The sequence below is a fragment of the Streptomyces sp. NBC_01460 genome (genome assembly GCF_036227405.1).
GTDB lineage: Bacteria > Actinomycetota > Actinomycetes > Streptomycetales > Streptomycetaceae > Streptomyces.
This window is the reverse complement of record NZ_CP109473.1, coordinates 3293347-3319750: the sequence shown is the minus strand read 5'-3', so window position 1 is coordinate 3319750 and position 26404 is coordinate 3293347. Positions and strand designations below refer to the sequence as shown.

At 71.5% G+C, this 26404-nt stretch carries 22 protein-coding genes; 20 read left to right on the top strand and 2 right to left on the bottom strand.

The features are described from left to right. Positions 1-256 precede the first annotated feature (256 nt). The 6 genes from OG488_RS14715 (at position 257) to OG488_RS14690 (ending at position 7762) form a co-directional block, all read left to right on the top strand. Positions 257-772, top strand: a complete 516-nt coding sequence (locus OG488_RS14715) for a hypothetical protein (RefSeq protein ID WP_329229467.1) — start codon at positions 257-259, stop codon at positions 770-772. A gap of 69 nt (positions 773-841) precedes the next feature. Then, positions 842-2965: a glycosyltransferase gene (locus tag OG488_RS14710; RefSeq protein ID WP_406466288.1), complete on the top strand. Its 2124-nt coding sequence runs from the start codon at positions 842-844 to the stop codon at positions 2963-2965. Continuing rightward, positions 2962-4410, top strand: a complete 1449-nt coding sequence (locus OG488_RS14705; RefSeq protein ID WP_329229463.1) for an acyltransferase family protein — start codon at positions 2962-2964, stop codon at positions 4408-4410. The genes OG488_RS14710 and OG488_RS14705 overlap by 4 nt, the downstream gene beginning before the upstream one ends. 159 nt (positions 4411-4569) lie before the next feature. Next, positions 4570-5901 (top strand): nitrate/nitrite transporter, encoded by a 1332-nt coding sequence (locus OG488_RS14700; protein ID WP_329229462.1) that lies wholly within the window; start codon positions 4570-4572, stop codon positions 5899-5901. A gap of 130 nt (positions 5902-6031) precedes the next feature. Further along, the gene (locus OG488_RS14695; protein ID WP_329229460.1) at positions 6032-7177 is read left to right on the top strand and encodes a uroporphyrinogen-III synthase; all 1146 of its coding nucleotides are present in this window, start codon (positions 6032-6034) and stop codon (positions 7175-7177) included. 21 nt (positions 7178-7198) lie between these two features. Continuing rightward, positions 7199-7762: a GNAT family N-acetyltransferase gene (locus OG488_RS14690; protein ID WP_329229459.1), complete on the top strand. Its 564-nt coding sequence runs from the start codon at positions 7199-7201 to the stop codon at positions 7760-7762. Here the strand turns inward: OG488_RS14690 and OG488_RS14685 are convergent. Beyond that, positions 7695-8300, bottom strand: a complete 606-nt coding sequence (locus tag OG488_RS14685; RefSeq protein WP_329229457.1) for a GNAT family N-acetyltransferase — start codon at positions 8298-8300, stop codon at positions 7695-7697. The two genes, OG488_RS14690 and OG488_RS14685, sit on opposite strands and share 68 nt — an antisense overlap. Before the next feature lie 114 nt (positions 8301-8414). On the opposite strand from OG488_RS14685, the gene OG488_RS14680 reads away from it, so the two are divergent. From OG488_RS14680 to OG488_RS14655, 6 genes are all read left to right on the top strand, one after another. Continuing rightward, entirely contained in the window at positions 8415-9008 is a 594-nt protein-coding gene (locus OG488_RS14680) for a CGNR zinc finger domain-containing protein (protein ID WP_329229455.1), read from the top strand. 122 nt (positions 9009-9130) lie between these two features. After that, a complete protein-coding gene (locus tag OG488_RS14675; protein ID WP_329229454.1) occupies positions 9131-9718 on the top strand; it encodes a sigma-70 family RNA polymerase sigma factor in 588 nt (195 codons plus the stop codon). After that, on the top strand, positions 9715-10587 hold the full coding sequence (locus tag OG488_RS14670; protein ID WP_329229453.1) for an anti-sigma factor family protein: 873 nt from the start codon (positions 9715-9717) through the stop codon (positions 10585-10587). Before OG488_RS14675 ends, OG488_RS14670 begins: the two co-directional genes overlap by 4 nt. 84 nt (positions 10588-10671) lie before the next feature. After that, a complete protein-coding gene (locus OG488_RS14665; RefSeq protein ID WP_329229451.1) occupies positions 10672-13041 on the top strand; it encodes a HelD family protein in 2370 nt (789 codons plus the stop codon). Positions 13042-13491: 450 nt separating this feature from the next. Then, positions 13492-14925, top strand: coding sequence for an NAD-dependent malic enzyme (locus tag OG488_RS14660; RefSeq protein ID WP_329229449.1), 1434 nt, complete (start codon positions 13492-13494; stop codon positions 14923-14925). A gap of 402 nt (positions 14926-15327) precedes the next feature. Further along, positions 15328-15609 (top strand): HU family DNA-binding protein, encoded by a 282-nt coding sequence (locus OG488_RS14655; protein ID WP_003968811.1) that lies wholly within the window; start codon positions 15328-15330, stop codon positions 15607-15609. A 426-nt stretch (positions 15610-16035) separates the two neighbouring features. On the opposite strand, the gene murA is transcribed toward OG488_RS14655, so the two are convergent. Beyond that, positions 16036-17376, bottom strand: coding sequence for a UDP-N-acetylglucosamine 1-carboxyvinyltransferase (murA, locus tag OG488_RS14650; RefSeq protein ID WP_014155976.1), 1341 nt, complete (start codon positions 17374-17376; stop codon positions 16036-16038). A gap of 297 nt (positions 17377-17673) precedes the next feature. On the opposite strand from murA, the gene OG488_RS14645 reads away from it, so the two are divergent. The 8 genes from OG488_RS14645 to OG488_RS14610 all read left to right on the top strand — a co-directional run bounded on the left by OG488_RS14645 (position 17674) and on the right by OG488_RS14610 (position 26379). Beyond that, complete coding sequence (locus tag OG488_RS14645) at positions 17674-18234, top strand: YqgE/AlgH family protein (RefSeq protein ID WP_329229447.1); 561 nt, start codon at positions 17674-17676, stop codon at positions 18232-18234. Between the two features lie 30 nt (positions 18235-18264). Further along, positions 18265-18564, top strand: a complete 300-nt coding sequence (locus tag OG488_RS14640; RefSeq protein ID WP_079099505.1) for a DUF3039 domain-containing protein — start codon at positions 18265-18267, stop codon at positions 18562-18564. 329 nt (positions 18565-18893) lie between these two features. Further along, entirely contained in the window at positions 18894-20198 is a 1305-nt protein-coding gene (locus tag OG488_RS14635; protein WP_329229444.1) for an extracellular solute-binding protein, read from the top strand. Between the two features lie 2 nt (positions 20199-20200). Continuing rightward, entirely contained in the window at positions 20201-21172 is a 972-nt protein-coding gene (locus OG488_RS14630; protein WP_329229442.1) for a carbohydrate ABC transporter permease, read from the top strand. Next, positions 21169-22017 carry a carbohydrate ABC transporter permease gene (locus OG488_RS14625; RefSeq protein WP_329229440.1) on the top strand — a complete coding sequence of 283 codons (849 nt, stop codon included), beginning with the start codon at positions 21169-21171 and terminating at the stop codon, positions 22015-22017. The genes OG488_RS14630 and OG488_RS14625 overlap by 4 nt, the downstream gene beginning before the upstream one ends. 1 nt (position 22018) lies before the next feature. After that, positions 22019-23650: a beta-N-acetylhexosaminidase gene (locus OG488_RS14620; protein ID WP_329229439.1), complete on the top strand. Its 1632-nt coding sequence runs from the start codon at positions 22019-22021 to the stop codon at positions 23648-23650. A 249-nt stretch (positions 23651-23899) separates the two neighbouring features. Continuing rightward, positions 23900-24796 carry an FAD binding domain-containing protein gene (locus OG488_RS14615; protein WP_329229437.1) on the top strand — a complete coding sequence of 299 codons (897 nt, stop codon included), beginning with the start codon at positions 23900-23902 and terminating at the stop codon, positions 24794-24796. Continuing rightward, on the top strand, positions 24793-26379 hold the full coding sequence (locus OG488_RS14610; protein WP_329229435.1) for a 2Fe-2S iron-sulfur cluster-binding protein: 1587 nt from the start codon (positions 24793-24795) through the stop codon (positions 26377-26379). The genes OG488_RS14615 and OG488_RS14610 overlap by 4 nt, the downstream gene beginning before the upstream one ends. Positions 26380-26404 lie beyond the last annotated feature (25 nt).

The window sequence follows — 26404 nt, the reverse complement described above, 5'->3', positions numbered from 1 at the left end:
TGTCTCGGGTGCACGGTGGCAGGTGACGCGTGGACGGGGTGGGGGCTCCGGTTCGATGGCAAGATTCCAGCCATTTCTCGCGCACCTGTTCCATTCAGTGGGGGAAGTGCGAACACCTGTGGAAAATTGGCGCGAAGGTACCCGAACCGGGCACACTCATGAGCCGAACGACGTGACCGTCCAACTCGACGGGCTGGGCCGTCAACTCTCCGAATTACCTGCGGAACCCAGCTCTCCGGACCCGTCCGACGGGCCCGTGTTCGTCGACGAGAGCGGCCGCCGCAGCAAGACGTACCGGCGTGTGGGCTGGGTGCTCGCCACGATCTGCGCCGTGTACGCGGTGACGCTCGTGGTCGCGGTGCTCGGCGGGAACTCCGCCGCCCCCTGGCTGCCCCTCTCCGGACAGGACGAGAAGCACGCGGAAGAGGTCGAGGTGCGGCCCGCCCCGAGCGACGACGTCGTGTCCCGGAGCCCCGGGGCCACGCCCGGTGCCTCCGCCTCGGACTCCGGATCCGCCTCGGCGACGCCGTCGGACGGCGCGTCCGCGTCGGCTCCGGCCGCGCCCGGACCGAGCGCCTCGGCCTCCGCGTCCGTCAGGCCTCCCCGGGAGGACACCTCTTCAGCGCCCGTCGTCCCGGGCCATTCGGCCTCCACGGCGCCGACCGGTGAGCCGACGGTGTCCACCAGCCCGGAGCCGCCCGTCGAGGAGAGCCCGCCGACGTCTCCGGACCCCTCGGAGTCTCCGGCGCAACCACAAGAAGGCACTCAGTAGATGACAACCCCCGTTTCGAGGGGCAGGCACAACCGGAAGAAGAAGCGGACCCTCCGGCGCAGGCTTCCCATGCGCTATCTGCTCCCGTCGCTCCTTCTCGTGGCCCTGCTCGCCATGCTCATGCTGCGCGGATACGTGCACAGCGAGATCCTCGCCGACCACCGGATCCAGGCACCGGCCGCCACCACCCAGGTGCCGGAGGACGTCCTCGACGGAGGTCCGGTCATCGACGCCCGTACGGCGGGGGAGGACGCCGAGGCGCTCCGGATACCCGACCGCAAGATCGTCCTGACCTTCGACGACGGCCCCGACCCGGTCTGGACCCCGCGCGTCCTGGACGAGCTCGCGAAGTACCACGCGCACGGCGTCTTCTTCGTCACCGGCACCATGGCCTCGCGCTACCCGGACCTGGTGCAGCGGATGGTGGACGAGGGACACGAGGTCGGACTGCACACCTTCAACCACCCCGACCTCTCGTTCCAGTCCACCGACCGCATCGACTGGGAGCTCTCCCAGAACCAGCTGGTGCTGGCGGGCGCGGCCGGCATCCGTACGTCCCTGTTCCGCCCCCCTTACTCCTCGTTCTCCGACGCGATGGACAACAAGTCCTGGCCGGTCACGCAGTACATCGGCAGCCGCGGCTACCTCACCGTCGTGAACAACACCGACAGTGAGGACTGGAAGCGCCCCGGCGTGCCCGCGATCATCGAGCGCGCCACGCCGAAGCAGGGCAAGGGCGCCGTCATCCTGATGCACGACTCCGGTGGTGACCGGTCCCAGACCGTGTCCGCGCTGGGGGAGTTCCTCCCGCAGATGCAGGAGCGGGGTTACGAGTTCACCAACCTGACCTCGGCGCTCGGCGCCCCCAGCGCGCACACCCCGGTCACCGGGTTCGCGCTCTGGAAGGGCAAGGCGTTCATAGGGGCGGTGAAGATCTCCGAGAACGTCACCGGTGTCCTGGTGGTCGGGCTCGCGGTCATCGGTGTCCTGGTGATGGTGCGCTTCGGACTGATGCTGCTGCTCTCCTTCCTGCACGCCAGGAAGGTGCGCCGGAGGAACTTCAGCTGGGGTGAGCCCTTCACCCGCCCGGTGTCGGTCCTGGTGCCCGCCTACAACGAGCGCGAGTGCATCGAGGCCACCGTGCGCTCGCTCGTGGCCAGCGACTACCCGATCGAGGTCATCGTCATCGACGACGGCTCGACGGACGGCACGGCCGACCTCGTCGAGGCGATGAGGATCCCGAACGTCCGGGTCGTTCGCCAACGCAACGCGGGCAAGCCCGCCGCGCTCAACAACGGCATCGCGCACGCCCGTCACGACATCGTCGTGATGATGGACGGCGACACGGTCTTCGAACCCTCCACCGTGCGCGAGCTCGTCCAGCCGTTCGCCGACCCCCGGGTCGGAGCGGTCGCGGGCAACGCCAAGGTCGGCAACCGTGACTCGCTGATCGGCGCCTGGCAGCACATCGAGTACGTGATGGGCTTCAACCTCGACCGCAGGATGTACGACCTCCTGGGCTGCATGCCCACCATCCCCGGTGCGGTCGGCGCCTTCCGGCGGGACGGGCTGGACCGGATCGGCGGCATGAGCGAGGACACCCTCGCCGAGGACACCGACGTCACCATGGCGCTGCACCGCGACGGCTGGCGCGTCGTCTACGCGGAGAACGCCAGGGCCTGGACCGAGGCACCCGAGTCCGTGCAGCAGCTGTGGTCGCAGCGCTACCGCTGGTCGTACGGCACGATGCAGGCCGTCTGGAAGCACCGCCGCGCGGTCGTCGAGCGGGGGCCCTCGGGCCGCTTCGGACGGGTGGGCCTGCCGTTCGTCTCCCTGTTCATGGTCGTCGCCCCGCTGCTGGCGCCCCTCATCGACGTCTTCCTCCTGTACGGACTGGTCTTCGGCCCGACGGGGAAGACGGTCGCGGCCTGGTTCGGCGTCCTCCTGGTGCAGGCCGTCTGCGCCGCGTACGCCTTCCGGCTCGACCGGGAGCGCATGACCCACCTGATCTCCCTGCCGCTCCAGCAGGTCCTCTACCGGCAGCTGATGTACGTCGTGCTGCTCCAGTCCTGGATCACCGCTCTCACCGGCGGCCGACTGCGCTGGCAGAAGCTGCGGCGCACCGGCGTGGTGGAGGCGCCGGGCGGCACACAGAACCGCCGCAAGGAAACGGACCGGAGGCCGGTGGCATGACCTATCCCGACCGGCCGAGCCAGAACGGCGCCGGACGCGACCACGGCGCCGGACACGACAACGGCTCCGGATCCGACCACGGCGCCTGGCCGTCCGCCGACGCCGCATGGACGCCGTCGCCCCCGCAGGGCGGTGGCCCCCGCCCGGCGCACGCCGGCGCCACGTACACCGCTCCGCACGCGCCCGCCTCCGGCTACCCCGCCCCGTCGGGACGCCCGGAGCAGGCCCCCGTCGTCACCGCCACCGTCCCCGCTCCGGCGGCGCACCCGGAGCGGCGGGGCACCGGTCCGGACACGTCCGCCGACGTCCCCGCGCCCCCGGCGAGGCCGGGCCGGGACCGCTACCTCGACCTGCTCAGGGCCGTCGCCCTCGTCCGCGTCGTCGCCTTCCACCTCTTCGGCTGGGCCTGGCTGACCATCCTGTTCCCGTCCATGGGCGTGATGTTCGCCCTGGCCGGATCGCTGATGGCCCGCTCGCTGTCCCGGCCGGCCCTGAGCGTCATCCGCGGCCGCCTGCGGAGGCTGCTCCCGCCGATGTGGGCGTTCTCCCTCGTCGTCGTGCCGGTGATGCTCGCGCTGAGCTGGAAGCCCGTCCGGGAGGAGGGGCTGTGGTGGTTCATCAAGCTCGGCAGCTACGTCCTCCCGCTCGGCTCCCCTCCGTACCCCGAGGAGAGCGGCTCCACCGGAGGCTGGCTGGAGCTGAGCTGGGCGGACCAGGCGGCGGGACCGCTCTGGTACATCCGGGCCTACCTCTGGTTCGTGCTCGCCTCGCCCCTGCTGCTCAAGGCGTTCCGCAAGCTGCCCTGGGTCACGCTGCTCGCCCCGCTCGCCCTCACCGCCGTGATCGGGACCGGGCTCGTGACCGTCCCCGGCACCCTCGGTGAAGGGCTGGTCGACTTCGCGGTGTTCGGCTCCTGCTGGATCCTGGGCTTCGCGCACCACGACGGACTGCTGAAGCGGATACCGCGCTACCTGGCGGTGTCGTCGGCCGCGATCGTCATGGGCTTCGGCCTGTGGTGGGCGTCCGGCCACCTCACCGAGGAGGGCTGGAACCTCGACGAGATCCCGCTCGCCCAGGCCACCTGGTCCCTCGGCTTCTGCGCGATCCTGCTCGTCTACGCACCGTCCTGGCAGAAGCTCCCCGGCAGGCTCGCAGGCTGGGACGGCCTGGTCACGCTGGCCAACAACAGGGCCGTGACGATCTACCTGTGGCACAACCTGCTGCTCATGGCCGCCGCGCACCTCGTGGACGAGCTCTGGTCCATCCCCTGGTTCGGCGACGCGTTCGGCACGTACATGGAGAAGTCGTACGAGGTGCTGGTCTTCCTCGCGATCTGGCCGCTGACAGGGCTCGCGATTCTGGCGTTCGGCTGGGTCGAGGACGTCGCCGCCAAGCGCCGGCCGCGCCTCTGGCCCAACGGGGCGGGCCGGAAGCGCCGGGCCTGAGACCGGCCGACGCGACGGGGGTGCGGCGGGCCCGGCTCACCGCACCCCCTTCGGCCGAGTGAGAGCAAGGTTGCGCACCGGTCACCTCACGGCACCGCACCGAAACGCGGACTCCCTAGCGTCGGCAGGACAACACCCCGACCCCTGTGGAGGCGCGTGATGGCCGGTCGTTGGATCGAGCAGTGGGACCCGGAGGACGAGGCCTTCTGGCGGGAGAAGGGCGAGAAGGTCGCCCGGCGGAACCTGTGGTTCTCCGTGCTCTCCGAGCACATCGGCTTCTCGATCTGGTCCCTGTGGTCCGTCATGGTGCTGTTCATGGGGCCCGAGTACGGCGTCGACCCGGCCGGGAAGTTCTTCCTCATCTCCACGGCCACCCTGGTCGGCGCCCTCGTCCGGGTGCCGTACACCTTCGCGGTCGCCCTGTTCGGCGGGCGCAACTGGACGATCTTCAGCGCCCTGTCGCTCCTGGTGCCGACCGGCGCCGCCTTCTGGGTGATGGAGCCCGGCACCTCGTACACGACGTTCATCGTCGTCGCCGCGCTCACCGGCATCGGAGGCGGCAACTTCGCCTCGTCGATGACGAACATCAACGCCTTCTTCCCGCTGCGCAAGAAGGGCTGGGCGCTCGGGCTCAACGCCGGCGGCGGGAACATCGGCGTCCCCGTCGTCCAGCTCATCGGCCTCCTGGTGATCGGCACGGCCGGCGCGGCGAACCCGCGGATCGTGCTCGGGGTGTACATCCCGCTGATCGTCGTGGCCGCGCTCGGCGCCGCGCTCCGCATGGACAACCTCAGGCCCGTCCAGAACGACACCGGGGCGGCGCTCCAGGCGGTGCGGGAGCCGCACACCTGGATCATGGCGGTGCTCTACATCGGCACCTTCGGCTCCTTCATCGGCTACAGCTTCGCCTTCGGACTCGTCCTGCAGACGCAGTTCGGGCGTACCCCGCTGCAGGCGGCCTCGCTCACCTTCATCGGCCCGCTGCTCGGCTCCCTGATCCGGCCCGTCGGCGGCCTGCTGGCCGACCGCTTCGGCGGCGCGCGGATCACCCTGTGGAACTTCGCGGGCATGGCCGCCGCGACCGGGGTCGTCGTCTACGCCTCCGGCATCGAGTCGCTCACGGTGTTCCTGCTCGGCTTCATCGCCCTGTTCGTGCTGTCGGGACTGGGCAACGGGTCCACCTTCAAGATGATCCCGGGCATCTTCCACGCCCAGGGGATCGCCAAGGGCCTGAGCGCCGAGGGGGCCGCGGCCCACGGGCGACGGCTCTCCGGTGCGGCCATGGGGCTCATCGGGGCGATCGGGGCGCTGGGCGGCCTCGCGATCAACCTGGCGTTCCGCCAGTCCTTCGCGACCTCGGGCGCCGGGACGGCCGCCTTCTGGTGCTTCCTCGGCTTCTACGCGGTCTGCTTCACCCTCACGTGGGCGGTATACCTTCGCCGTACCGAGGCGGTGGCCGCGAAGCCCCAGCTCAGCTACGCCGAGGTGTGAGGATGACCACAGCGCGTCGCAGGACGTAACGGGCGGGAAATACAGGAGAACCGAGACTGTCACGCAGTGTTGACAGTCTCGGTCCTCCGCATCATCGAGCAACAGCGGGACGAGAGCCGGGTATCACGCCATGCACGACGACGACGCACAGCACGGGCCCCTGGCGGGCTTCACGGTCGGGGTGACCGCAGCCCGTCGCGCGGAGGAGCTGGGGACGCTCCTCACGCGCAGGGGCGCCTCGGTCATGCACGCGCCCGCCCTGCGGATCGTGCCGCTCGCGGACGACAGCGAACTCCTGGCCGCGACCAAGGAACTGATCGACACGCCTCCCGACGTCGTGATCGCCACGACCGCCATCGGTTTCAGGGGCTGGGTGGAGGCCACCGACGGCTGGGGCATCGGCGACGAGCTCCTCGATCTGCTCCGCGGCACGGAACTGCTCGCCCGTGGACCCAAGGTCAAGGGCGCCATCCGCGCGGCCGGGCTCACCGAGGAGTGGTCGCCGCAGTCCGAGTCGATGGCCGAGGTCCTGGACCGGCTGCTGGACGAGGGCGTGTCGGGCCGCCGCGTCGCCCTCCAGCTGCACGGCGAACCGCTGCCCGGTTTCGTCGAGTCGCTCCGGGCGGCGGGTGCCGAGGTCGTCGGCGTGCCCGTGTACCGGTGGATGCCCCCGGAGGACATCGCCCCGCTCGACCGCATGCTCGACGTCACGGTCGCCCGCGGTCTGGACGCCCTCACCTTCACCAGTGCTCCCGCCGCGGCCTCCTACCTGAACCGCGCGGAGGCCCGCGGCATCCTCCCGGAGGTCCTGTCGGCCCTGAGCCACGACGTCGTCACCGCCTGCGTGGGACCGGTCACCGCCCTGCCCCTGCAGGCCAAGGGCATCGACACCGTCCAGCCGGAGCGCTTCCGGCTGGGCCCGCTCGTCCAGGTGCTCTGCGCCCAACTGCCCGCGCGCGCCCGCACGCTGCCCGTCGCCGGTCACACCGTCGAGATCCGCGGGCACGCCGTGCTGGTCGACGGCGCCCTGCGCTCCGTGCCGCCGGCCGGCATGGCCCTGCTGCACACGCTGGCCCGGAAGCCGGGCTGGGTGGTCGCCCGCGCGGACCTGCTGCGGGCGCTGCCCGGCAGCGGCACCGACGAGCACGCCGTGGAGACGGCGATGGCCCGGCTGCGCACGGCGCTCGGGGCACCCCGGCTGATCCAGACGGTCGTCAAGCGCGGCTACCGGCTGGCGCTGGACCCCGCCGCGGACACCAAGTACGACGACGCCTGACGCGGGGGCTAGCGTGCGGGGATGATCAACGACTTCCATCCCCTGACCGACGGGGTCGGGCTCAGGCCGGTGACCCTCGACGACGCGGAGTCCTTCGCCGTCACGATGACCCGCAGCCGTGCGTACACGCGGCGGTGGGAGCCCGTGCGCCCCGAGGCCTTCTACACGCCCGAGGGGCAGGCCCAGCGGCTCACCGGGCTGCTGGCCGACCGGGACGCGGGCCGTGCGATGCCGTGGGCGCTGGTCGACGACGAGGACCGGGTCGTGGGGGCCATGACGCTGGCCTCCATCGAACGCGGGGCCTTCCGCAACGCCCGGCTCGGCTACTGGATCGACGTCGACCGGGCGGGTCGCGGCCTGGCCACGGCCGCCCTCACCCGGGTCTGCGCAGTGGCACGGGACGGCCTCGGACTGCACCGGATCGCCGCCGGCACGGTCCTGGACAACATCGCCTCGCAGCGCGTCCTGACCAAGTGCGGCTTCGAGCGGTACGGCACGGCGCCGCGCTACCTCCACATCAACGGCGCGTGGCAGGACCACCACATGTTCCAGCGGATCCTGCACGACGGCCCTCCACAGGGCTGAACGGCGCCTGCCGGGAGTGCCGGTGGCCGGCCGACGGACGGCGCGGGGGCCGGGCGGGGACGACCTCGGTCAGTGCGAAGCCGGACTTCTCGGCGACCCGGCAGGACGCCTCGTTGCCCAGCGTGTGGAACAGGTCAAGCCTCCGGAGGCCGTCCTCGGCGAACGTGGCGAACGCCCAGTCGGTGAGCGCGCCGAGAGCCCGCGGCGCCACACCACGGCCGCGCGCCGACACCGCCGTCCAGTAGCCGGCCTCGGCGCTCCCGGCGCCCGGAACGCGGTTCAGCGCGAGATTGCCGACGAGCTCCCCCTCCCGGTCCGTGTCGGTCACGGCGAAGCTGAGCCGGCGGCCGGACACCCACCCCTCGTCCTGGACCGTCATCCAGCGTTCCGCCGCTCCGGCGTCGGGGACCTGCGTCCGCAGCCACCGACGCATGGCCGGGTCGTCGTAGGCCGCGAGCAGCGCCGGTATGTCGTCCCGCCGCCAAGGGCGCAGGAGCAGTGGTCCGGCTGTCAGCGTCACCGTCTCGTCGTCGATCATGCGGACACGGTACGGCGGTGTCCCGGGCCGGCCGGAGGGGTACCGGGCCGGGACGGATGGGGGCACTCTGGGGGTGGCTTCCCCCTGGGCGACCCCTGAGGCGGTGACGGGCTCATGACGGCGGGCACCGGTGCGTACGTCCGGCGGTTCGACTCCGGTCGCCTCTGCCTGGACCTGGTGGCGACAGGGGCGGAGGCCTCCGGCGCGTGCGAGCGGCTCGGCACCCCCGCGCTTCTCGCCGCGTGGCTGGTGGCCTCGCGCCTGGTGCCGTGCGGGACGCCGCTGACGGCCGTCGACGACTCCTGGGTGGCCCGCTTCCGGCAGTTGCGTACATGCGTCGACGGGCTGATGACGGCGCAGCTGGCCGGCGGCAGGGCCGACGACGCCCTGGACCGGGTCAACGCGCTCGCGGCGGGAGCCCCGCCGGGCCTGCGGGCCGTGCGGGCCGAAGGCGGGGTGCTCGTACGGACGCTGAGTGCCGATCCGGAGTGCGGGGCCCTGCTCGCCGCGGTGGCCCGGGACGCCGTGGACCTGCTGACGGACCCGGTGGCGCGGGCCGGGCTGCGCCGGTGCGAGGGGGACGCCTGCCGGCGGCTCTACCTGGACACCTCGCGGGGGCGGCGCCGCCGCTGGTGCTCCAGCGAGGTCTGCGGCAACCGCGAACGGGTGGCACGCCACCGGCGCCGCGTCAGGGCCGTGCGGTCGTGACCGTCACGAACGGTCCCAAATCCTCACCCGTGAAAGAAAGTTGCGCGCTCGTTGAATGAACCGGCGTCCACCTCCGTACCGATGGCCACAGAGCTCGACAGGGTCTCGACCGGGAGGTTCGGGTGCGCAAGGATGCGGCCGTGGCCGATGACCGTCCGCACAGGGCTCGACATCGCGGTGGACCGCCCCGCTCTCCCTCGGACGTTCCCGACGAGGAGCTGATGCGGGCGCTCTACCGTGAACACGCGGGCCCGCTGCTGGCCTACGTCCTGCGTCTCGTCGCGGGCGACCGCCAGCGGGCCGAGGACGTGGTGCAGGAGACGCTCATCCGTGCCTGGAAGAACGCCGGTTCGCTCAACCGGGCCACCGGCTCCGTCCGACCCTGGCTGGTGACGGTCGCCCGGCGCATCGTCATCGACGGCCACCGCAGCCGGCAGGCCCGGCCGCGCGAAGTCGATCCGTCGCCGCTGGAGGTCATCCCCGCGGAGGACGAGATAGACAAGGCGCTGTGGCTGATGACCCTCTCGGACGCCCTCGACGATTTGACCCCCGCCCACCGGGAAGCATTGGTCGAGACCTACTTCAGGGGACGTACGGTCAACGAGGCCGCCGAGGTGCTCGGCATACCCAGCGGGACCGTGCGGTCCCGGGTGTTCTACGCACTCCGGTCCATGAAGCTCGCACTCGAGGAGAGGGGGATCACGGCATGAGCAACGGCGATTGGCAGCCCTTCGGCCCCCGGCCGGCCGGTCCCCGCGGACCGTCGGGCCCGTCGGGACCCACCGGGCCGGACGGTCTCTTCGGCTTCCCCGCGGAGGGCTCCGGACACGACGCCGCCGGCGCCTACGTCCTGGGCATCCTCGACGACGCCGAGGCGAGCGCCTTCGAGGCCCATCTGGCCGGGTGCCCCCTCTGCGCCGCCCATCTCGACGAATTCGCCGGTATGGAGCCCATGCTGGCCATGCTCGCGGAGTCCCCGGCGGCCGTCCCCGGAGCGCGCCCCGTCCCGCACGTGCCGGAGCGCCCCGCGCCGCGGCTGCTGGACGGTCTCGTCGACGAGGTCGCCCGGAAGCGTTCGCAGCGTCGCAGGCGCGCCCGCTTCCTGATCGCCGCGGCGGCGGTCCTCGTGATCGGCGGCCCGGTGGTCGCGGTCACCGCCACGGCCGGCGACGACCCGGGCCGGCAGGTCGAGGCGGCCGACCCCCATCCCACGAGCCCCGCCGAGGACGCCTTCTTCCACCACATGCCGGAGAAGGTGCGGGCGACCGACCCCGTCACCCGGGTCGACGCCACGGTCGGCATGGAACCCAAGGCCTGGGGCACGCACACGGTCCTGGAGCTGAAGAACGTCAAGGGGCCGCAGAAGTGCAGCCTCGTCGCCGTGTCCAGGAGCGGCGAGGAGGAGGTCGTCACCTCCTGGTCCGTGCCGAAATGGGGATACGGGATCGAGGGTTCCACCCACGCGGGTGCGGCACGCCCGCTCTACGTGCACGGCGGGGCGGCGATGGCGCGCGGGGACATCGACCACTTCGAGGTCCGCACCTTCGACGGCGAGCGGCTCGTGGAGATCGACGCGTAAACGCGACCCGGGCGGCAGGTGCGCTCGGGGCCCCCTTTCGCGTACGGTTGACGGCTGCTTGATGCACGTCAGAAGGGGGCCTCGGTGGCCGCGCATGATGCCGCTGTCGATTCGTTGCGGGACCGGGAGATCGGTGTCGAACAAACACATCTGGACCGGGTCTACCACCGTCTCGAAGAGAAGATCGACGAGGCGGAATTTCTCATGCAGGACGCCAGTAAACGGGGCCAGGTAGGCACCCCCGGGGCGCTCGCCGAACGGGACGCCCAGGTCTTCCGGGCCGGGGTCCACCTCAATCGGCTGAACAACGAGTTCGAGGACTTTCTCTTCGGGCGGATCGACCTGCTGCGGGGCAAGGACGGCGAACGCGGCCCGGACGGCGCCTTCACCTCCGTGGAGGCGGCCGACGACGCCGTGGGGGAGGACAGCACCGCCGAGATCGCGGAGACACTCCACATCGGCCGCATAGGAGTACTCGACTCCGACTACGCGCCGCTGGTGATCGACTGGCGTGCTCCGGCCGCCGCGCCGTTCTACCGCTCGACGCCGAAGGAGCCCGGCAGGGTCGTACGCCGCAGGGTCATCCGCTCCAAGGGCCGCAAGGTCCTCGGCGTCGAGGACGACCTCATGCGTCCGGAGCTGACCGCCTCCCTGGGCGGCGAGAAGCTGCCCGTCATCGGCGACGGCGCCCTGATGGCCGCACTGGGCCAGGCCCGCAGCCACACCATGCGGGACATCGTCTCGTCGATCCAGGCGGAGCAGGACCTGGTGATCCGTGCCCCCGCCGCCTCGGTCACCGAGGTCTCCGGCGGTCCCGGCACGGGGAAGACGGCGGTGGCCCTGCACCGGGCCGCGTACCTGCTCTACCAGGACCGGCGGCGGTACTCGGGCGGCATCCTCGTCGTCTCGCCGACGCCGCTCCTCGTCGCGTACACCGAAGGGGTGCTGCCCTCGCTCGGCGAGGAGGGCCAGGTCGCGATCCGCGCCGTCGGCTCGCTCTCCGACGAGGCCTCGGGGGTGGAGGGGGCGACCACGTACGACGAGCCCGCCGTCGCCCGGATCAAGGGCTCGTCCCGGATGCTCCACGTGCTGCGCAAGGCCGCCCGCGGGGCGCTGGAGCAGCCCGCGGCCAGGCCCGCCCCGCAGGAGGGGCAGCTGGAGTTCGGCGAGGCCCCGGCGGAGACGGGCACCCCCACCCGGCTGAGGGTGGTGGCCTTCGGCGCCCGTGTCGAACTCGAGGCGGACGAGCTCCGGCGGATCCGGCACAACGTCCTCGGCGGCACGGCACCCGTCAACATGCTGCGTCCGCGCGCCCGCAAACTGCTCCTGGACGCCCTGTGGAACAAGTCCTCGGGCAGAGGCCGCTACACCGACCCCGAGCTGGTCGCGGAGCTGCGCTCCTCGTTCGACGAGGACGTGTCCACCGAGACCCCGTTCCTCACCTTCCTGAACGCCTGGTGGCCGGAACTCACCCCTCGCCAGGTGCTGGCCGCGCTCTCCGACGAGCGGCGGCTGAACCGGTGGGCGCGCCGGATCCTCAACCAGGGCGAGGTGCGCCGCCTCGCCCGTTCGCTGAGACGGCTGGACGGGGACGGCAAGGGACCGCTCTCCGTCCACGACGTGGCCCTCCTGGACGAGCTGCAGACGCTCCTGGGCACTCCCGCCCGTCCCAAGCGGAGGCGGGAGGCGGACCCGCTGGACCAGCTCACGGGGCTGGAGGAGCTGATGCCGCAGCGCGAGGAGACACAGCGCGAACGGGCCGAGCGGCTGGCGGCGGAGCGCACCGAGTACGCCCACGTCATCGTCGACGAGGCGCAGGACCTGACGCCGATGCAGTGGCGGATGGTCGGCCGCCGGGGCCGGCACGCCACCTGGACGATCGTCGGCGACGCCGCGCAGTCCTCGTGGTCCGACCCGGACGAGGCGGCTGCCGCCCGCGACGAGGCGCTCGGCAACCGGCCGCGGCGCCGGTTCACCCTCACCGTGAACTATCGCAACCCGGCGGAGATCGCCGCGCTTGCGGCGAAGGTGCTGGCGCTGGCCATGCCGGGGATGGAGTCCCCGTCCGCTGTCCGCTCGACGGGCGTCGAGCCGCGCTTCGAGACCGTGCGGGACGGGGATCTCGCCTCGACGGTCCGCGAGGAGGCCCGCAGGCTGCTCGCACAGGTGGACGGCACCGTCGGTGTGGTCGTCGCGATGAACCGGCGCACGGAGGCCCGCGCCTGGCTGGAGGAGCTCGGCGAGCGGGTCGTGGCCCTGGGCAGTCTGGAGGCGAAGGGCCTGGAGTACGACGCCACGGTGGTCGTCTCTCCCGCGGAGATCGCCGACGAGTCCCCGGCGGGACTGCGGGTGCTGTACGTGGCACTCACCCGAGCGACGCAGCAGCTCACCGTCGTCTCCGGGGAGCGTGACATGCCGGACGAGGACGGTGTGCCGGACCTGCTGAGGGACTGAGAGTGGGCGGGCCGGTGCCCTCGTGCGGCGTACTTCTGCGAGTCAACACGTCGCACGGGAATCACTTTTCCGGGGTCTTTGTTAGCCTGGTGTCGGCACCGGTTCGATCCAAGCCCCCGGGCCCAACCTTCGTCGCTACGAGCGACCACTTGCCGCGAGGCGAGCATGGCGGGCCGGTGCCACCTAAGTGAAGAAGACAGACCCGCGTCACCTGCTGGTGACGCGGGTCTGTTTCTGTTCACGGGCCTGCCCGCCCGGCCCGCCTCCCCGGTTTCACAGCCGGTCCGGGGTTACGTGGAACGACTACTTCTCGTATGGTGGAAAAAAGTTTCCGAAAGGTGGCAGTCATTACCTGCTACCGGTCGGTAGGTGCGACGATCGGAACGCACGTGCGGGGTTCTGTCCCGGCCACGTGCGGCAACGAAGCTCAGGAAAGCGAAGGACTCGGCCATGGCAACGGCGCCCAGCGTCTCGTACTCGATGACGGTCAGGCTGGAGGTGCCCGCGAGCGGCACAGCGGTCTCCCAGCTCACCACGGCCGTGGAGTCCTCCGGAGGCTCGGTCACCGGCCTCGACGTGACCGCTTCCGGCCACGAGAAGCTGCGGATCGACGTCACGATCGCGGCTTCCTCCACCTCGCACGCGGACGAGATCGTCGAAGGACTGCGCGACATCGAGGGCGTCGTCCTCGGCAAGGTCTCCGACCGTACGTTCCTGATGCACCTCGGCGGCAAGATCGAGATGGCGTCCAAGCACCCCATCCGCAACCGTGACGACCTCTCGATGATCTACACCCCCGGTGTGGCGCGGGTCTGCATGGCGATCGCCGAGAACCCCGAGGACGCCCGCCGTCTGACCATCAAGCGGAACTCCGTCGCGGTGGTCACGGACGGCTCGGCCGTGCTCGGCCTCGGCAACATCGGCCCGATGGCCTCGCTCCCCGTGATGGAGGGCAAGGCGGCCCTCTTCAAGCGCTTCGCCGGCATCGACGCCTGGCCGATCTGCCTGGACACCCAGGACACCGACGCCATCGTCGAGATCGTCAAGGCGATCGCCCCGGGCTTCGCGGGCATCAACCTGGAGGACATCTCCGCCCCCCGCTGCTTCGAGATCGAGGCACGGCTGCGCGAGGCCCTGGACATCCCCGTCTTCCACGACGACCAGCACGGCACCGCGATCGTCGTCCTGGCCGCGCTGACCAACGCGCTGCGCGTGGTGGGCAAGGGGATCGGTGACGTACGGGTCGTCATGTCCGGTGCCGGGGCCGCCGGTACGGCCATCCTGAAGCTGCTCATCGCCGCGGGCGTCAAGCACGCGGTCGTCGCCGACATCCACGGTGTGGTGCACGCCGGCCGCGAGGACCTGGTGGACGCCACCCCGGACTCCCCGCTGCGCTGGATCGCCGACAACACCAACCCCGAGGGCTACACCGGCACCCTCAAGGAGGCCGTCGTCGGCTCCGACGTCTTCATCGGTGTCTCCGCCCCCAACGTCCTGGACGGCGCCGACGTGGCGGCCATGGCGGAGGGCGCCATCGTGTTCGCTCTCGCGAACCCGGACCCCGAGGTCGACCCGGCGATCGCCCGCGAGACGGCGGCCGTCGTCGCCACCGGGCGCTCCGACTTCCCGAACCAGATCAACAACGTCCTGGTCTTCCCGGGCGTCTTCCGCGGCCTGCTCGACGCCCAGTCGCGCACCGTCAACACGGAGATGATGCTCGCCGCCGCGCGCGCCCTCGCCGACGTCGTCGCGGAGGACGAGGTGAACGCGAACTACATCATCCCGTCGGTCTTCAACGACAAGGTCGCGGGTGCCGTCGCGGGCGCCGTCCGGGAGGCCGCGAAGGCGGCCGGGGTGGCCGAGGCCGCGGGCGACCCGGCGTAGGACCGTCCCTCCGGACGGCCCCACCACACGCCGTCCGCGGGGGTCGGCCACGGCTCCTGCGGACGGTGCCGCAGCTCACGTCCGGGCCGTCCGTACGGCGCGTCGTGGGTCGCGGCGTCCCAAACGCCCCTTTAGGGTGGGCGGGCAGCGAGCCCCACAGGCCCGGCATCCGCTGCGGACCGCTCCAACAAGTCGACGGAACGTCATCACGGCCATGCGGTGGTGCTTTTCGTGTGACGCCGAGGGGTTCCGGATTGGCGTTAGCGCCGCAGGTGGGGGCAGGATGCGTATTCGGGCGCGAGGGTCTGACAGCAGACCCGGGTCCGGGGACTGTCAGAGGGCCCTGGCAGCATCGGCTTCGATCTCACGCCTCACAGGCAAGAAGAACACGGGAGTACAAACATGAACCGCAGTGAGCTGGTGGCCGCCCTGGCCGACCGTGCCGAGGTGACCCGCAAGGACGCCGACGCCGTTCTGGCCGCCCTCGCCGAGACCGTCGGCGAGATCGTCGCCAAGGGCGACGAGAAGGTCACCATCCCCGGCTTCCTGACCTTCGAGCGCACCCACCGTGCCGCTCGCACCGCTCGTAACCCGCAGACCGGCGACCCGATCAACATCCCGGCCGGCTACAGCGTGAAGGTCTCCGCGGGCTCGAAGCTCAAGGAAGCCGCCAAGGGCAAGTAAAGCCTCCAAGGCGTCAAGAAGGGCGGCCGTCCTGACCGGGGCGGCCGCCCTTCGGCGTACCCGGAACCCCGTCCCGGACCCTTCGCTCCCGCGCACACCGCCCGTGCGGGCGCTGTGAGGCGGGCTGCGGGCCCCGGGCCCGCGCGTGGGGCCCGGGGGGAGCCGGGCGTCGCGTTCGGCCCTGTACGGGCGTTCTGCGGCGCCCGCGTGGACGAGGGACGGGCGCCCGGCACCGAGATCGTGGCCGGGGCGCTGAGGGCGAGGCGTTCATGGCCGGGCGCTCACGGCGAGGCGTTCCGTGGCCGGGCGTCCGGTCGCACGGGAAAGCCCGCCGCCCCGGTCCCTCGTGAGGGGCCGGGGCGGCGGGCTGTGGTGCGTGGGTGCGCAATGCTGTGTGCGGCAGCACTGTGCGCGCCGGGAGGTCCCTCAGACGAGTGAGCCGCCCGGCAGCTCGACCTTGGCGCCGAGCTTCTCCAGCTTGTCCATGAAGTTCTCGTAGCCACGGTTGATCAGGTCGATGCCGTGCACCCGGGACGTGCCCTGGGCCGCCAGCGCGGCGATCAGGTACGAGAACCCGCCGCGCAGGTCGGGGATGACCAGATCCGCGCCCTGGAGCTTCGTCGGCCCGGACACGACCGCCGAGTGCAGGAAGTTCCGCTGCCCGAAGCGGCAGTCGGAGCCGCCGAGGCACTCGCGGTAGAGCTGGATGTGCGCACCCATCTGGTTCAGCGCCGAGGTGAAGCCGAGCCGGGACTCGTAGACCGTCTCGTGGACGATCGAGAGGCCGGCGGCCTGGGTCAGGGCCACCACGAGCGGCTGCTGCCAGTCGGTCTGGAAACCGGGGTGCACGTCCGTCTCCAGGGCGATGGCGTTCAGCGCGCCGCCCGGGTGCCAGAAGCGGATGCCCTCGTCGTCGATCTCGAAGGCGCCTCCGACACGGCGGAAGGTGTTGAGGAACGTCATCATCGAGCGCTGCTGGGCGCCGCGCACGTAGATGTTGCCCTCGGTCGCCAGCGCGGCGGACGCCCAGGAGGCGGCCTCCAGGCGGTCCGGGATCGCCCGGTGGGTGTAACCGTCGAGCCTGTCGACACCCGTGATCCGGATGGTCCGGTCGGTGTCCATGGAGATGATCGCGCCCATCTTCTGCAGTACGCAGATGAGGTCCTCGATCTCCGGCTCGACGGCCGCGTTGGACAGCTCGGTGACGCCCTCGGCGAGGACGGCGGTCAGCAGCACCTGCTCGGTGGAGCCCACCGACGGGTACGGCAGCCGGATCTTCGTGCCCCGCAGCCGCTGCGGGGCCTCCAGGTACTGGCCGTCCGCCCGCTTCTCGATGGTCGCGCCGAACTGGCGGAGCACCTCGAAGTGGAAGTCGATCGGCCGGCCGCCGATGTCGCAGCCGCCGAGACCCGGGATGAAGGCGTGGCCCAGCCGGTGCAGCAGCGGGCCGCAGAAGAGGATCGGGATGCGCGACGAGCCCGCGTGGGCGTCGATGTCGGCGACGTTCGCGCTCTCGACGTGCGACGGGTCGAGGATGAGTTCGCCCGGCTCGTCACCGGGGCGTACGGTCACGCCGTGCAGCTGCAGCAGCCCCCGGACCACCCGCACATCGCGGATGTCGGGCACGTTGCGGAGCCGACTGGGCCCGCTGCCGAGCAGCGCGGCGACCATTGCCTTCGGCACCAGGTTCTTGGCGCCTCGGACGCGGATCTCGCCCTCCAGCGGGGTGCCGCCGTGGACAAGCAGGACATCGTCTGTGCCGGTCATGTATCTCGCGTTCCGGAGTGGTCGGGCAGGGGGCCATCAAAAGGGTAATGGGCTTCCGGCCCCCTTCCGTAAGGCGCCGGGGGCTGTACGAACGTCATGAATACGCCACAACACGCTCTGCTGCCCGAGTCTTGCGGAGGGTCACCGCCGACGAGGGCCCTCCGGAGGCCCCGCGCGTGTGCGCTCCCCGTGCGCCCGTGCGGCGTCCGTGCGCCCTGAGCTGCGGACGGGCGCCGTCCGGGAACGGGCGGGCCACTTGGTCCCCGCCGGGGGCGAAGATGCGGGATCATCTGTGCCATGACGGAGGTGTCCTCGCTCACAGGACGGCTGCTCGTGGCCGCGCCCACCCTTGCGGACCCGAATTTCGACCGTGCGGTGGTGCTGCTCCTCGACCATGACGAGGAGGGCTCGCTCGGCGTGGTCCTGAACCGCCCGACCCCGGTCGGCGTCGGGGACATCCTGGCGTCCTGGGCCGGTCTGACCGGTGAGCCGGACGTGGTCTTCCGGGGCGGTCCGGTTTCTCTGGACTCGGCGCTGGGTGTGGCCGTGATCCCCGGGGACGAGGGGCCCCTGGGCTGGCGCCGGGTGCACGGCGCGATCGGCCTGGTCGACCTGGAGACCCCGCCGGAACTGCTCGCCGCGGCGCTCGGTTCGCTGCGGATCTTCGCCGGATACGCGGGCTGGGGGCCCGGCCAACTGGAGACGGAGCTGACCGACGGCGCGTGGTACGTGGTCGAGTCGGAGCCCGGCGACGTCTCGTCGCCCCGCCCGGAGAACCTCTGGCGTGCGGTTCTGCGGCGGCAGCGCAGTGAGCTGGCGATGATCGCGACGTATCCGGACGACCCTTCGCTGAACTGATGCACGGGGCTTTCAGTACGCTTGGCAGTTATGAGCACTCTTGAGCCCGAGCGCGGGGCAGGTACGGGGACCCTCGTGGAGCCGGCGCCGCAGGTGTCGAACGGCGACGGCGACCACGAGCGCTACGCCCATTACGTCCAGAAGGACAAGATCATGGCGAGCGCCCTGGAGGGCACTCCCGTGGTGGCGCTGTGCGGCAAGGTCTGGGTCCCGGGGCGCGACCCCAAGAAGTATCCGGTCTGCCCCATGTGCAAGGAGATCTACGAGTCCATGGGCGCCGGCGGCGACAAGGACAAGGGCAAGGGCGGCAAGGACGGCGGCAAGAAGTAGCCCACCCCGGCCTCTTATCCCTTCATCTCTTTTTCGGACCTGACCCCGGCCCCCGGGGCGCGCGGCGACGCGCGCCCCGGGGGCCGTTCGCATGCCGCTCCCTGCGCGTCCCGTGCCCTCCGCGTGCCGTTCGCACATCAGGAGGCCCGTCCGCCCGCCCCACGCACGACGGGGGCGGGCGAGGTGTGCGTTGCACGGGCTGCACCACGTGGTCACAGAGTGGTAGAGACCACTTGTCGGCGCGCGGAGGCACCCCTAGTCTCCTGCCAGTTGTGCAGAACGAAACGCACGTTGCATGGAATGCAACGATTGACCGGTAGGGGTCCCGGATGAAGCTTTCTGCCCGAATTGCCGCTCCGGCTGCGGCCCTTGTGCTGGCCGGCCTCACCGCCACCGCCTGCGCGCCGCAGACCTCCGACACCAGCGCCGAGGGCGACAAGAAGAGCGGCACGCTCCGCGTCTGGCTCTTCCAGGAGGTCGGCAACAAGCCCAAGGAGAAGGTCGTCGACGCCGCCGTCGTCGACTTCGAGAAGGCCCACGAAGGGGCCGAGGTCGAGGTCGAGTACATACCCGTCGACACCCGGGCCCAGCGCATCAAGGCCGCCTTCAACGACCCGAAGAGCGCCCCCGACCTCATCGAGTACGGCAACACCGACACCGCCGGATACGTGAAGGACGGCGGGCTGGCCGACATCAGCAAGGAGTTCGCGGCCTGGGACGAGGCCAAGGACACCGACCCGACCGCCAAGCAGTCCGTGACGGTGGACGGCCAGGTCTACGGGGCACCGCTCTTCGTCGGCGTACGGGCGCTGTACTACCGGACCGACGTCTTCGAGGACCTCGGCATCGAGCCCCCGAAGAGCCAGGACGAGCTGATCTCCACCGCGAAGAAGATCCACCGGGAGAAGCCGGACCTCTACGGCCTCGCGGTCGGCGGCGCGTACACCTACGGCGCGATGCCCTTCATCTGGGCGCACGGCGGTGAACTGGCCGACGAGACCGGGGTGACCTACGCGTCGGCCGTCAACAGCGAGAAGGCGCGCAAGGGCATCGAGGCCTACACCTCGCTCTTCGGCGACGACAACTGCCCCGCCGCCAAGTGCGCGGCCATGGGCGGCAACGCGACCGTCACCGCCTTCGCGTCCGGCAAGGCGGCCATGGCGATCGGCGGCGACTTCAGCCACGCCGCCGTCGAAGCGGGCAAGGTGAAGGGCAAGTACGCCGTCGTGCCGCTGCCCGGGGTGGAGAAGGACTCGATCGCCCCGGCCTTCGCCGGCGGCAACAACATCGGCGTCCTCAAGAGCAGTGCGCACCGCACCCTCGCCGTCGACCTGATGAAGTCGCTGACCGGCAAGAAGACCCAGGCGAAGATGTTCGACGCGATGGGCTGGCTGCCGACGTACACGGACGTGCTGGACGGCGCCGCGGAGAAGGAGCCCTTCATCGGCCCCTTCGTCGACACGCTCGGCGCGGGCGCCAAGTTCGTCCCGGCCTCCCCGGCCTGGGGTCAGATCGACGCCTCGCTGGTCCTGCCGACCATGTTCCAGGAGATCGTCAGCGGCCGTAAGGACGTGGCCGCCGCCTCGGACGACGCGGCGAAGAAGATGGACGCGGCGTTCGCCGAAGCGGGCTGACGATGACGGCGGACACGACCCTCCACAAGGCCCCCGGAAGAGCCGGGGCGAGCGGGGCACCGGCCCGCGCGCCCCGGCGCCGCCCCGCGTCACCCGCGCGGCGCTCCGGCTGGACGCCCTGGCTCTACCTGTTGCCCGCGCTCGTCCTGCTCGGCGGGCTCCTCGTCTACCCGATCTACCAACTGGGCCTGATCTCCTTCCTGGAGTACACCCAGGCCCAGGTCAGCGGCGGCGAACCGACCACCTTCCAGGGCTTCGGCAACTACGCCACGCTCTTCGGCGACAGCCAGTTCTGGCAGGTGCTCCTCGCGACCGTGCTCTTCGCTACGGCCTGCGTGGTCACCACCCTGTTCGTCGGCTGCGCCCTGGCGGTCCTGCTGACCCGGATCCGCGCCGTGCCCCGGCTCGCGCTGATGATGGCCGCGCTCGGAGCCTGGGCGACACCGGCGATCACCGGCTCGACCGTCTGGGTGTTCCTCTTCGACCCGGACTTCGGCCCGGTCAACAGGGTGCTGGGGCTCGGCGACTTCTCCTGGACGTACGGCCGCTACAGCGCCTTCGCCCTGGTGCTCCTCGAAGTGCTCTGGTGCTCGTTCCCGTTCGTGATGGTGACCGTGTACGCGGGCATCCGCGCGATCCCCGCCGAGGTGCTGGAAGCGGCCTCGCTGGACGGCGCCTCGCAGTGGCGGATCTGGCGGTCGGTCATGGCACCGATGCTGCGGCCGATCCTGATCGTCGTCACCATCCAGTCGGTCATCTGGGACTTCAAGGTCTTCACGCAGATCTACGTCATGACCAACGGGGGCGGCATCGCCGGCCAGAACCTGGTGCTCAACGTGTACGCGTACCAGAAGGCGTTCGCCTCCTCGCAGTACAGCCTCGGATCGGCGATCGGCGTCGTGATGCTCGTGATCCTGCTGGCCGTCACGCTCGTCTATCTGCGCCTGGTGCGGCGCCAGGGGGAGGAACTGTGAGCACACGCACGCTCCTGCGCGTCCGCCGGCCCGGGAGGCTGGCGGCGGAGGCCGCGGCCCTGCTGATCGCCGTCGTCGTGGCCTTCCCGCTGTACTGGATGGTGCTCTCCGCCTTCAAGCCCGCGGGGGAGATCCAGTCCACCGAGGCGCGCCCCTGGACCCTGGCGCCGTCCCTCGACTCGTTCCGGCGCGTCTTCGAACAGCAGGAATTCGGCCGTTACTTCCTGAACAGCCTGATCGTCGCCGGCACCGTCGTCATCGCCTCCGCGCTGATCGCCTTCCTCGCCGCGACGGCCGTGACCCGGTTCCGCTTCCGGTTCCGCACGACGCTCCTGATCATGTTCCTCGTGGCGCAGATGGTGCCGGTCGAGGCGCTGACCATTCCGCTGTTCTTCCTGATGCGGGACTTCGGTCAGCTGAACACCCTCGGATCGCTGATCCTGCCGCACCTCGCCTTCTCGCTGCCGTTCGCGATCTGGATGCTGCGCGGTTTCGTCAAGGCCGTCCCGGAGGCGCTGGAGGAGGCCGCCTACATCGACGGTGCGAGCCGTGCGCGTTTCCTGTGGCAGATCCTTTTCCCGCTCGTCCTCCCCGGCCTCGTGGCGACCAGCGTCTTCTCCTTCATATCGACCTGGAACGACTTCCTCTTCGCGAAATCGTTCCTCATCAGCGACACCTCCCAGTCGACGCTCCCCATGGCGCTGCTGGTCTTCTTCAAACCCGACGAGAACGACTGGGGAGGGATCATGGCGGCCTCGACGGTGATGACCGTCCCCGTCCTGGTCTTCTTCGTCCTCGTACAGCGACGCCTGGTCTCCGGACTCGGCGGAGCGGTTAAGGACTGACGTGCACGACCTGATTCCGGCGCCCGTACACCCCGGCGACCCAGGCAGGTGCGGATTCTTCCTGGACGCGGCCACCACCATCACCGCACAGCCCGGTACCGGTACCGCCGAACGCTGGCTCCGGGCCACCCTCGGTGCCGCGTTCGCCCTGCCGCTCGCCCCCGGCGCGGGCGACGGCGGGAACACCGTCGAACTGCGCATCGACGCCTCCCTGGAGCCCGAGGGCTACCGGCTGGACGTGACGCCCACCCGGGGTGTCCGGATCACCGGAGGGAGCGCGGCCGGGGTGTTCTGGGGTGCGCAGACCCTGCGTCAGCTCCTCGGCCCCGAGGCCTTCCGCCGCGCGCCCGTCGGCACCGGCGCTCAGCCGGGCATCCCGTTCACGGAGATCGAGGACGGCCCCCGCTTCGCCTGGCGCGGTCTGATGCTCGACGTGGCACGGCACTTCACGCCGAAGGACGGCGTGCTGCGCATGCTCGACCTGCTGGCCGCACACAAGCTGAACGTCTTCCACTTCCACCTCACCGACGACCAGGGCTGGCGCGTCGAGATCAAACGCCACCCCCGGCTCACGGAGGTCGGCGCGTGGCGCGCACGCACCAAATACGGCCACCGTGCCTCCGAACTCTGGGACGAGACACCGCACGGGGGCTTCTACACGCAGGACGACATCCGCGAAATCGTCGCGTACGCGGCCGAGCGGCATATCCGGGTGGTCCCCGAGATCGACATCCCGGGCCACTCGCAGGCGGCCATCAGCGCGTATCCGGAACTGGGCAACACCGACGTCGTCGACACCTCCGCGCTTTCCGTGTGGGACACCTGGGGCGTCAATCCGAACGTACTCGCCCCCACCGACACCACCCTGCGTTTCTTCGAGGGGGTCTTCGAGGAACTCCTCGACCTGTTCCCCGCCGAGACCTCGCCCTTCATCCACGTCGGGGGCGACGAGTGTCCCAAGGACCAGTGGAGGCAGTCGCCCGCCGCGCAGGCCCGGATCGCCGCTCTCGGCCTGAAGGACGAGGACGAGCTCCAGTCCTGGTTCATCCGGCACTTCGACCGGTGGCTCGCCGACCGCGGCCGCCGCCTCATCGGCTGGGACGAGATCCTGGAGGGCGGCCTCGCCGAGGGCGCGGCCGTGACGTCGTGGCAGGGGTACGCCGGCGGGATCGCCGCGGCCGAGGCCGGGCACGACGTCGTGATGTGCCCCCTGCAACAGGTGTACCTGGACTACCGCCAGGACGGCGGCCCCGACGAGCCGATGCCCATCGGCTACGTCCGCACCCTGGAGGATGTCTACCGCTTCGAGCCCCTGCCCCCGAGCCTCTCCGAGGAGGCCGCCGGACACGTGCTGGGCACCCAGGCCAACGTCTGGACCGAGGTCATGCAGAACCAGGACCGCGTCGACTACCAGGTGTTCCCCAGGCTCGCCGCCTTCGCCGAGGTCGCCTGGTCACGGCTCCCGGCCTCCGGGGAGCGGGACTTCGCCGATTTCGAGCGGAGGATGCACACCCACTACGCCCGGCTCGACGCCCTGGGCGTCGCCTACCGGCCGCCCACGGGCCCGCACCCGTGGCAACGCCGGCCCGGCGTCCTGGGTCGCCCGATCGAGGGACCTCCCCCGACCGTGTGACCCCCGCCGCACGCGACGGCCAGGGGAACCGAACAAGCCGTACGAACGCGCTGAAGAGTGGCAATTCGTGCGACGGGCAGAAGGTCTGCCAAAGGCGACTTTTCCCCTGGTCGTGGACGGAAACACCCTTCGCGGACCCTCGCGTCGGACAGCCCGGAAGATGTGCCAGAGTTGCCACGTCCCGGCCGTGAGCACGTACCGTACGGCGGACAGGCGGGACTGCCGGGACACCGGGAAGGGGCAGCTGGGTTGACCACGCACGCACCGCAGGCGATGCAGTCGGTGACGCTGCCGGCCTCGCTCGACGAGGCCGTGGCGGCTCTCGGCGCCATGCCCGCAGCCGTTCCTGTGGCCGGCGGCACCGACCTCATGGCGGCCGTCAACAAGGGCCTGCTACGGCCCGCGGGGCTGGTCGGCCTCGGCCGGATCAGCGAGCTGCGCGGCTGGCACTACCAGGACGGCCACGCCCTGCTCGGCGCCGGTCTCACCCACGCGCGCATGGGCCGGCCCGACTTCGCCGCGCTCATCCCGGCGCTCGCCGCCTCCGCGCGCGCCGCGGGCCCGCCCCAGATCCGTAACGCCGGGACGCTCGGCGGCAACATCGCCACCGCCGCTCCGACCGGCGACGCCCTGCCGGTCCTGGCCGCGCTGGAGGCCGAGCTGGTCATCGCCGGCAGTGGGGGCTCCCGCCGTGAGATCCCGGTGTCGCACCTGCTGGCGGGCCGCGAGATGCTCGAGCCCGCCGAGCTGATCGGCTTCGTCCGCGTACCGCTGCTGCACGCCCCCCAGGTCTTCCTCAAGGCGACCGGGCGCACCGGCCCCGGCCGCGCCACCGCCTCCGTCGCGATCGTCCTGGACCCGGCCCGGCGCGGCGTGCGCTGCGCGGTCGGCGCGATCGCCCCGATGCCGCTGCGGCCCCTGGAGGCCGAACGCTGGATCGCCTCCCTGATCGACTGGGACGGCGAACGGGGCCTGGCCCCCGACGCGCTGGCCGCCTTCGGCGAGTACGTCGCGGCCGCCTGCATCCCGGACCAGGCGCCACCGGACGACGGGGGAGAGGCACCTCCGCTGTCGCCCGCGGTCCTGCACCTGCGGCGTACGGTCGCCGCGCTCGCCCGACGCGCGCTGGGGAGGGCACTGTCGTGAGCAATGAAGAGAACCCCGAGCAGCGGCACGGGCAGCCCGACCCGTACGCCGGCTGGCAGCCGACCCCGCAGGGCGGTGAGTACGACGCCGAGGCGACCGCCTTCGTCCACCTGTCGCCGGAGGACCTGGCCGCCCTGGAGAACGACCCGCTGGCCGCTCCCGGCCACAGCTACGTGCCGCCGATGATCCTTCCGCTGACCCCGGCCGCGGGGCTCGACCCCGCGGCGACGGGCAGCTGGGTCGTGCGGACGCCGGGGCAGCAGGAGCCGGCGGCCGACCCCGCGAGCGGGGAGGCCGCACCGGAGGCGGTGCACTGGCCCGACCCGAACCAGCAGCAGGATCCGTACCAGCAGCCGTACCCGGACTCGTCGCAGTACGCGCAGACGTCGTCCACGACGGCCCAGTGGAACTTCACCCCCGCCGAGCCCGAGCCCGAGCCGGTCCCCGAGCCCGCCGGACACACCGGCCAGTGGACGATCCCGGTGGCGGACGGCGACCTCCCGGACGAGTCCGGCGAGTTCGCGGCCTCGGCGATGGCCTCCCAGTGGTACCCGGACACGCGCCCGGCCACGCTGCCGGGCGGAGCGCCCGCTCCCTGGGCCACGCAGGAACCCCAGCACCACGAGCACGCGCCCGCGACCGCCCCGGAGGCCCCGGAGGAAGCTCCCGAGGAAGCCCCGGAAGCGGCCTCCGCAGGGCCCTCGGAGCCCGATGAGGCCTCGGAGACACCCGAGGCCGCCCCGGAGGCCGCCGACGCGCCCCACGGGGCTGTGGACGCTCCGGAGGTCCCGGGCGAAGGCCCCGCACCCGAGGCTTTCGCACCGGAGGCGCTCGCACCCGAGGCACCCGCACCGGAGGCATCCGCACCCGAGGCCCTCGCACCCGAGGCACCCGCACCCGAGGCCGAGCTTCCCGGAGCCGACGAGGGCGCGCCCGCGGCCGACGCCGGGCACGCCCCCGCCCTCCCGGAGGAGCCGGCCGCCCCGGTCGGTCCCAGCGAACACCCCTCCGCGTCCTACCTCCTCCATGTGAACGGCGTGGACCGCCCGGTGAGCGACGCGTGGATCGGCGAGTCACTCCTGTACGTGCTCCGGGAGCGCCTCGGCCTCGCCGGCGCCAAGGACGGCTGCTCCCAGGGCGAGTGCGGTGCCTGCAACGTCCAGGTCGACGGACGCCTCGTGGCCTCCTGCCTGGTCCCCGCGGCCACGACGGCGGGCAGCGAGGTCCGCACCGTCGAGGGTCTCGCGGTCGACGGCGAACCCTCCGACGTGCAGCGGGCCCTGGCCGAGTGCGGGGCCGTCCAGTGCGGTTTCTGCATCCCCGGGATGGCCATGACCGTGCACGACCTCCTGGAGGGCAACCACGCCCCCAGCGAGCTGGAGACCCGGCAGGCCCTGTGCGGCAACCTCTGCCGGTGCTCCGGCTACCGGGGTGTGCTCGACGCCGTACGCGACGTCGTCGCCGGCCGGGAGGCCACCGCCGAGGCCGCGGCCGCCGCCCCGGACGACACCGAACCGCGCATCCCGCACCAGGCCGCCCCCGGCGCGGGCGGCGTCCAGGCACACGAGGGAGACGTCCGGTGAACACCGCGCCGTCCCCCGCACCACC

Excerpts from the sequence above, each read along its gene's own strand:
- OG488_RS14690 (WP_329229459.1), top strand. The coding sequence starts at position 7,199 with ATGATCAACGACTTCCATCCCCTGACCGACGGGGTCGGGCTCAGGCCG.
- OG488_RS14680 (WP_329229455.1), top strand. The coding sequence starts at position 8,415 with ATGACGGCGGGCACCGGTGCGTACGTCCGGCGGTTCGACTCCGGTCGC.
- OG488_RS14685 (WP_329229457.1), bottom strand. The coding sequence starts at position 8,300 with ATGATCGACGACGAGACGGTGACGCTGACAGCCGGACCACTGCTCCTG.
- OG488_RS14700 (WP_329229462.1), top strand. The coding sequence starts at position 4,570 with ATGGCCGGTCGTTGGATCGAGCAGTGGGACCCGGAGGACGAGGCCTTC.
- OG488_RS14655 (WP_003968811.1), top strand. The coding sequence starts at position 15,328 with ATGAACCGCAGTGAGCTGGTGGCCGCCCTGGCCGACCGTGCCGAGGTG.
- OG488_RS14695 (WP_329229460.1), top strand. The coding sequence starts at position 6,032 with ATGCACGACGACGACGCACAGCACGGGCCCCTGGCGGGCTTCACGGTC.
- OG488_RS14705 (WP_329229463.1), top strand. The coding sequence starts at position 2,962 with ATGACCTATCCCGACCGGCCGAGCCAGAACGGCGCCGGACGCGACCAC.
- OG488_RS14645 (WP_329229447.1), top strand. The coding sequence starts at position 17,674 with ATGACGGAGGTGTCCTCGCTCACAGGACGGCTGCTCGTGGCCGCGCCC.
- OG488_RS14640 (WP_079099505.1), top strand. The coding sequence starts at position 18,265 with ATGAGCACTCTTGAGCCCGAGCGCGGGGCAGGTACGGGGACCCTCGTG.
- OG488_RS14660 (WP_329229449.1), top strand. The coding sequence starts at position 13,492 with ATGGCAACGGCGCCCAGCGTCTCGTACTCGATGACGGTCAGGCTGGAG.
- OG488_RS14710 (WP_406466288.1), top strand. The coding sequence starts at position 842 with ATGCGCTATCTGCTCCCGTCGCTCCTTCTCGTGGCCCTGCTCGCCATG.
- murA (WP_014155976.1), bottom strand. The coding sequence starts at position 17,376 with ATGACCGGCACAGACGATGTCCTGCTTGTCCACGGCGGCACCCCGCTG.
- OG488_RS14630 (WP_329229442.1), top strand. The coding sequence starts at position 20,201 with ATGACGGCGGACACGACCCTCCACAAGGCCCCCGGAAGAGCCGGGGCG.
- OG488_RS14635 (WP_329229444.1), top strand. The coding sequence starts at position 18,894 with ATGAAGCTTTCTGCCCGAATTGCCGCTCCGGCTGCGGCCCTTGTGCTG.
- OG488_RS14670 (WP_329229453.1), top strand. The coding sequence starts at position 9,715 with ATGAGCAACGGCGATTGGCAGCCCTTCGGCCCCCGGCCGGCCGGTCCC.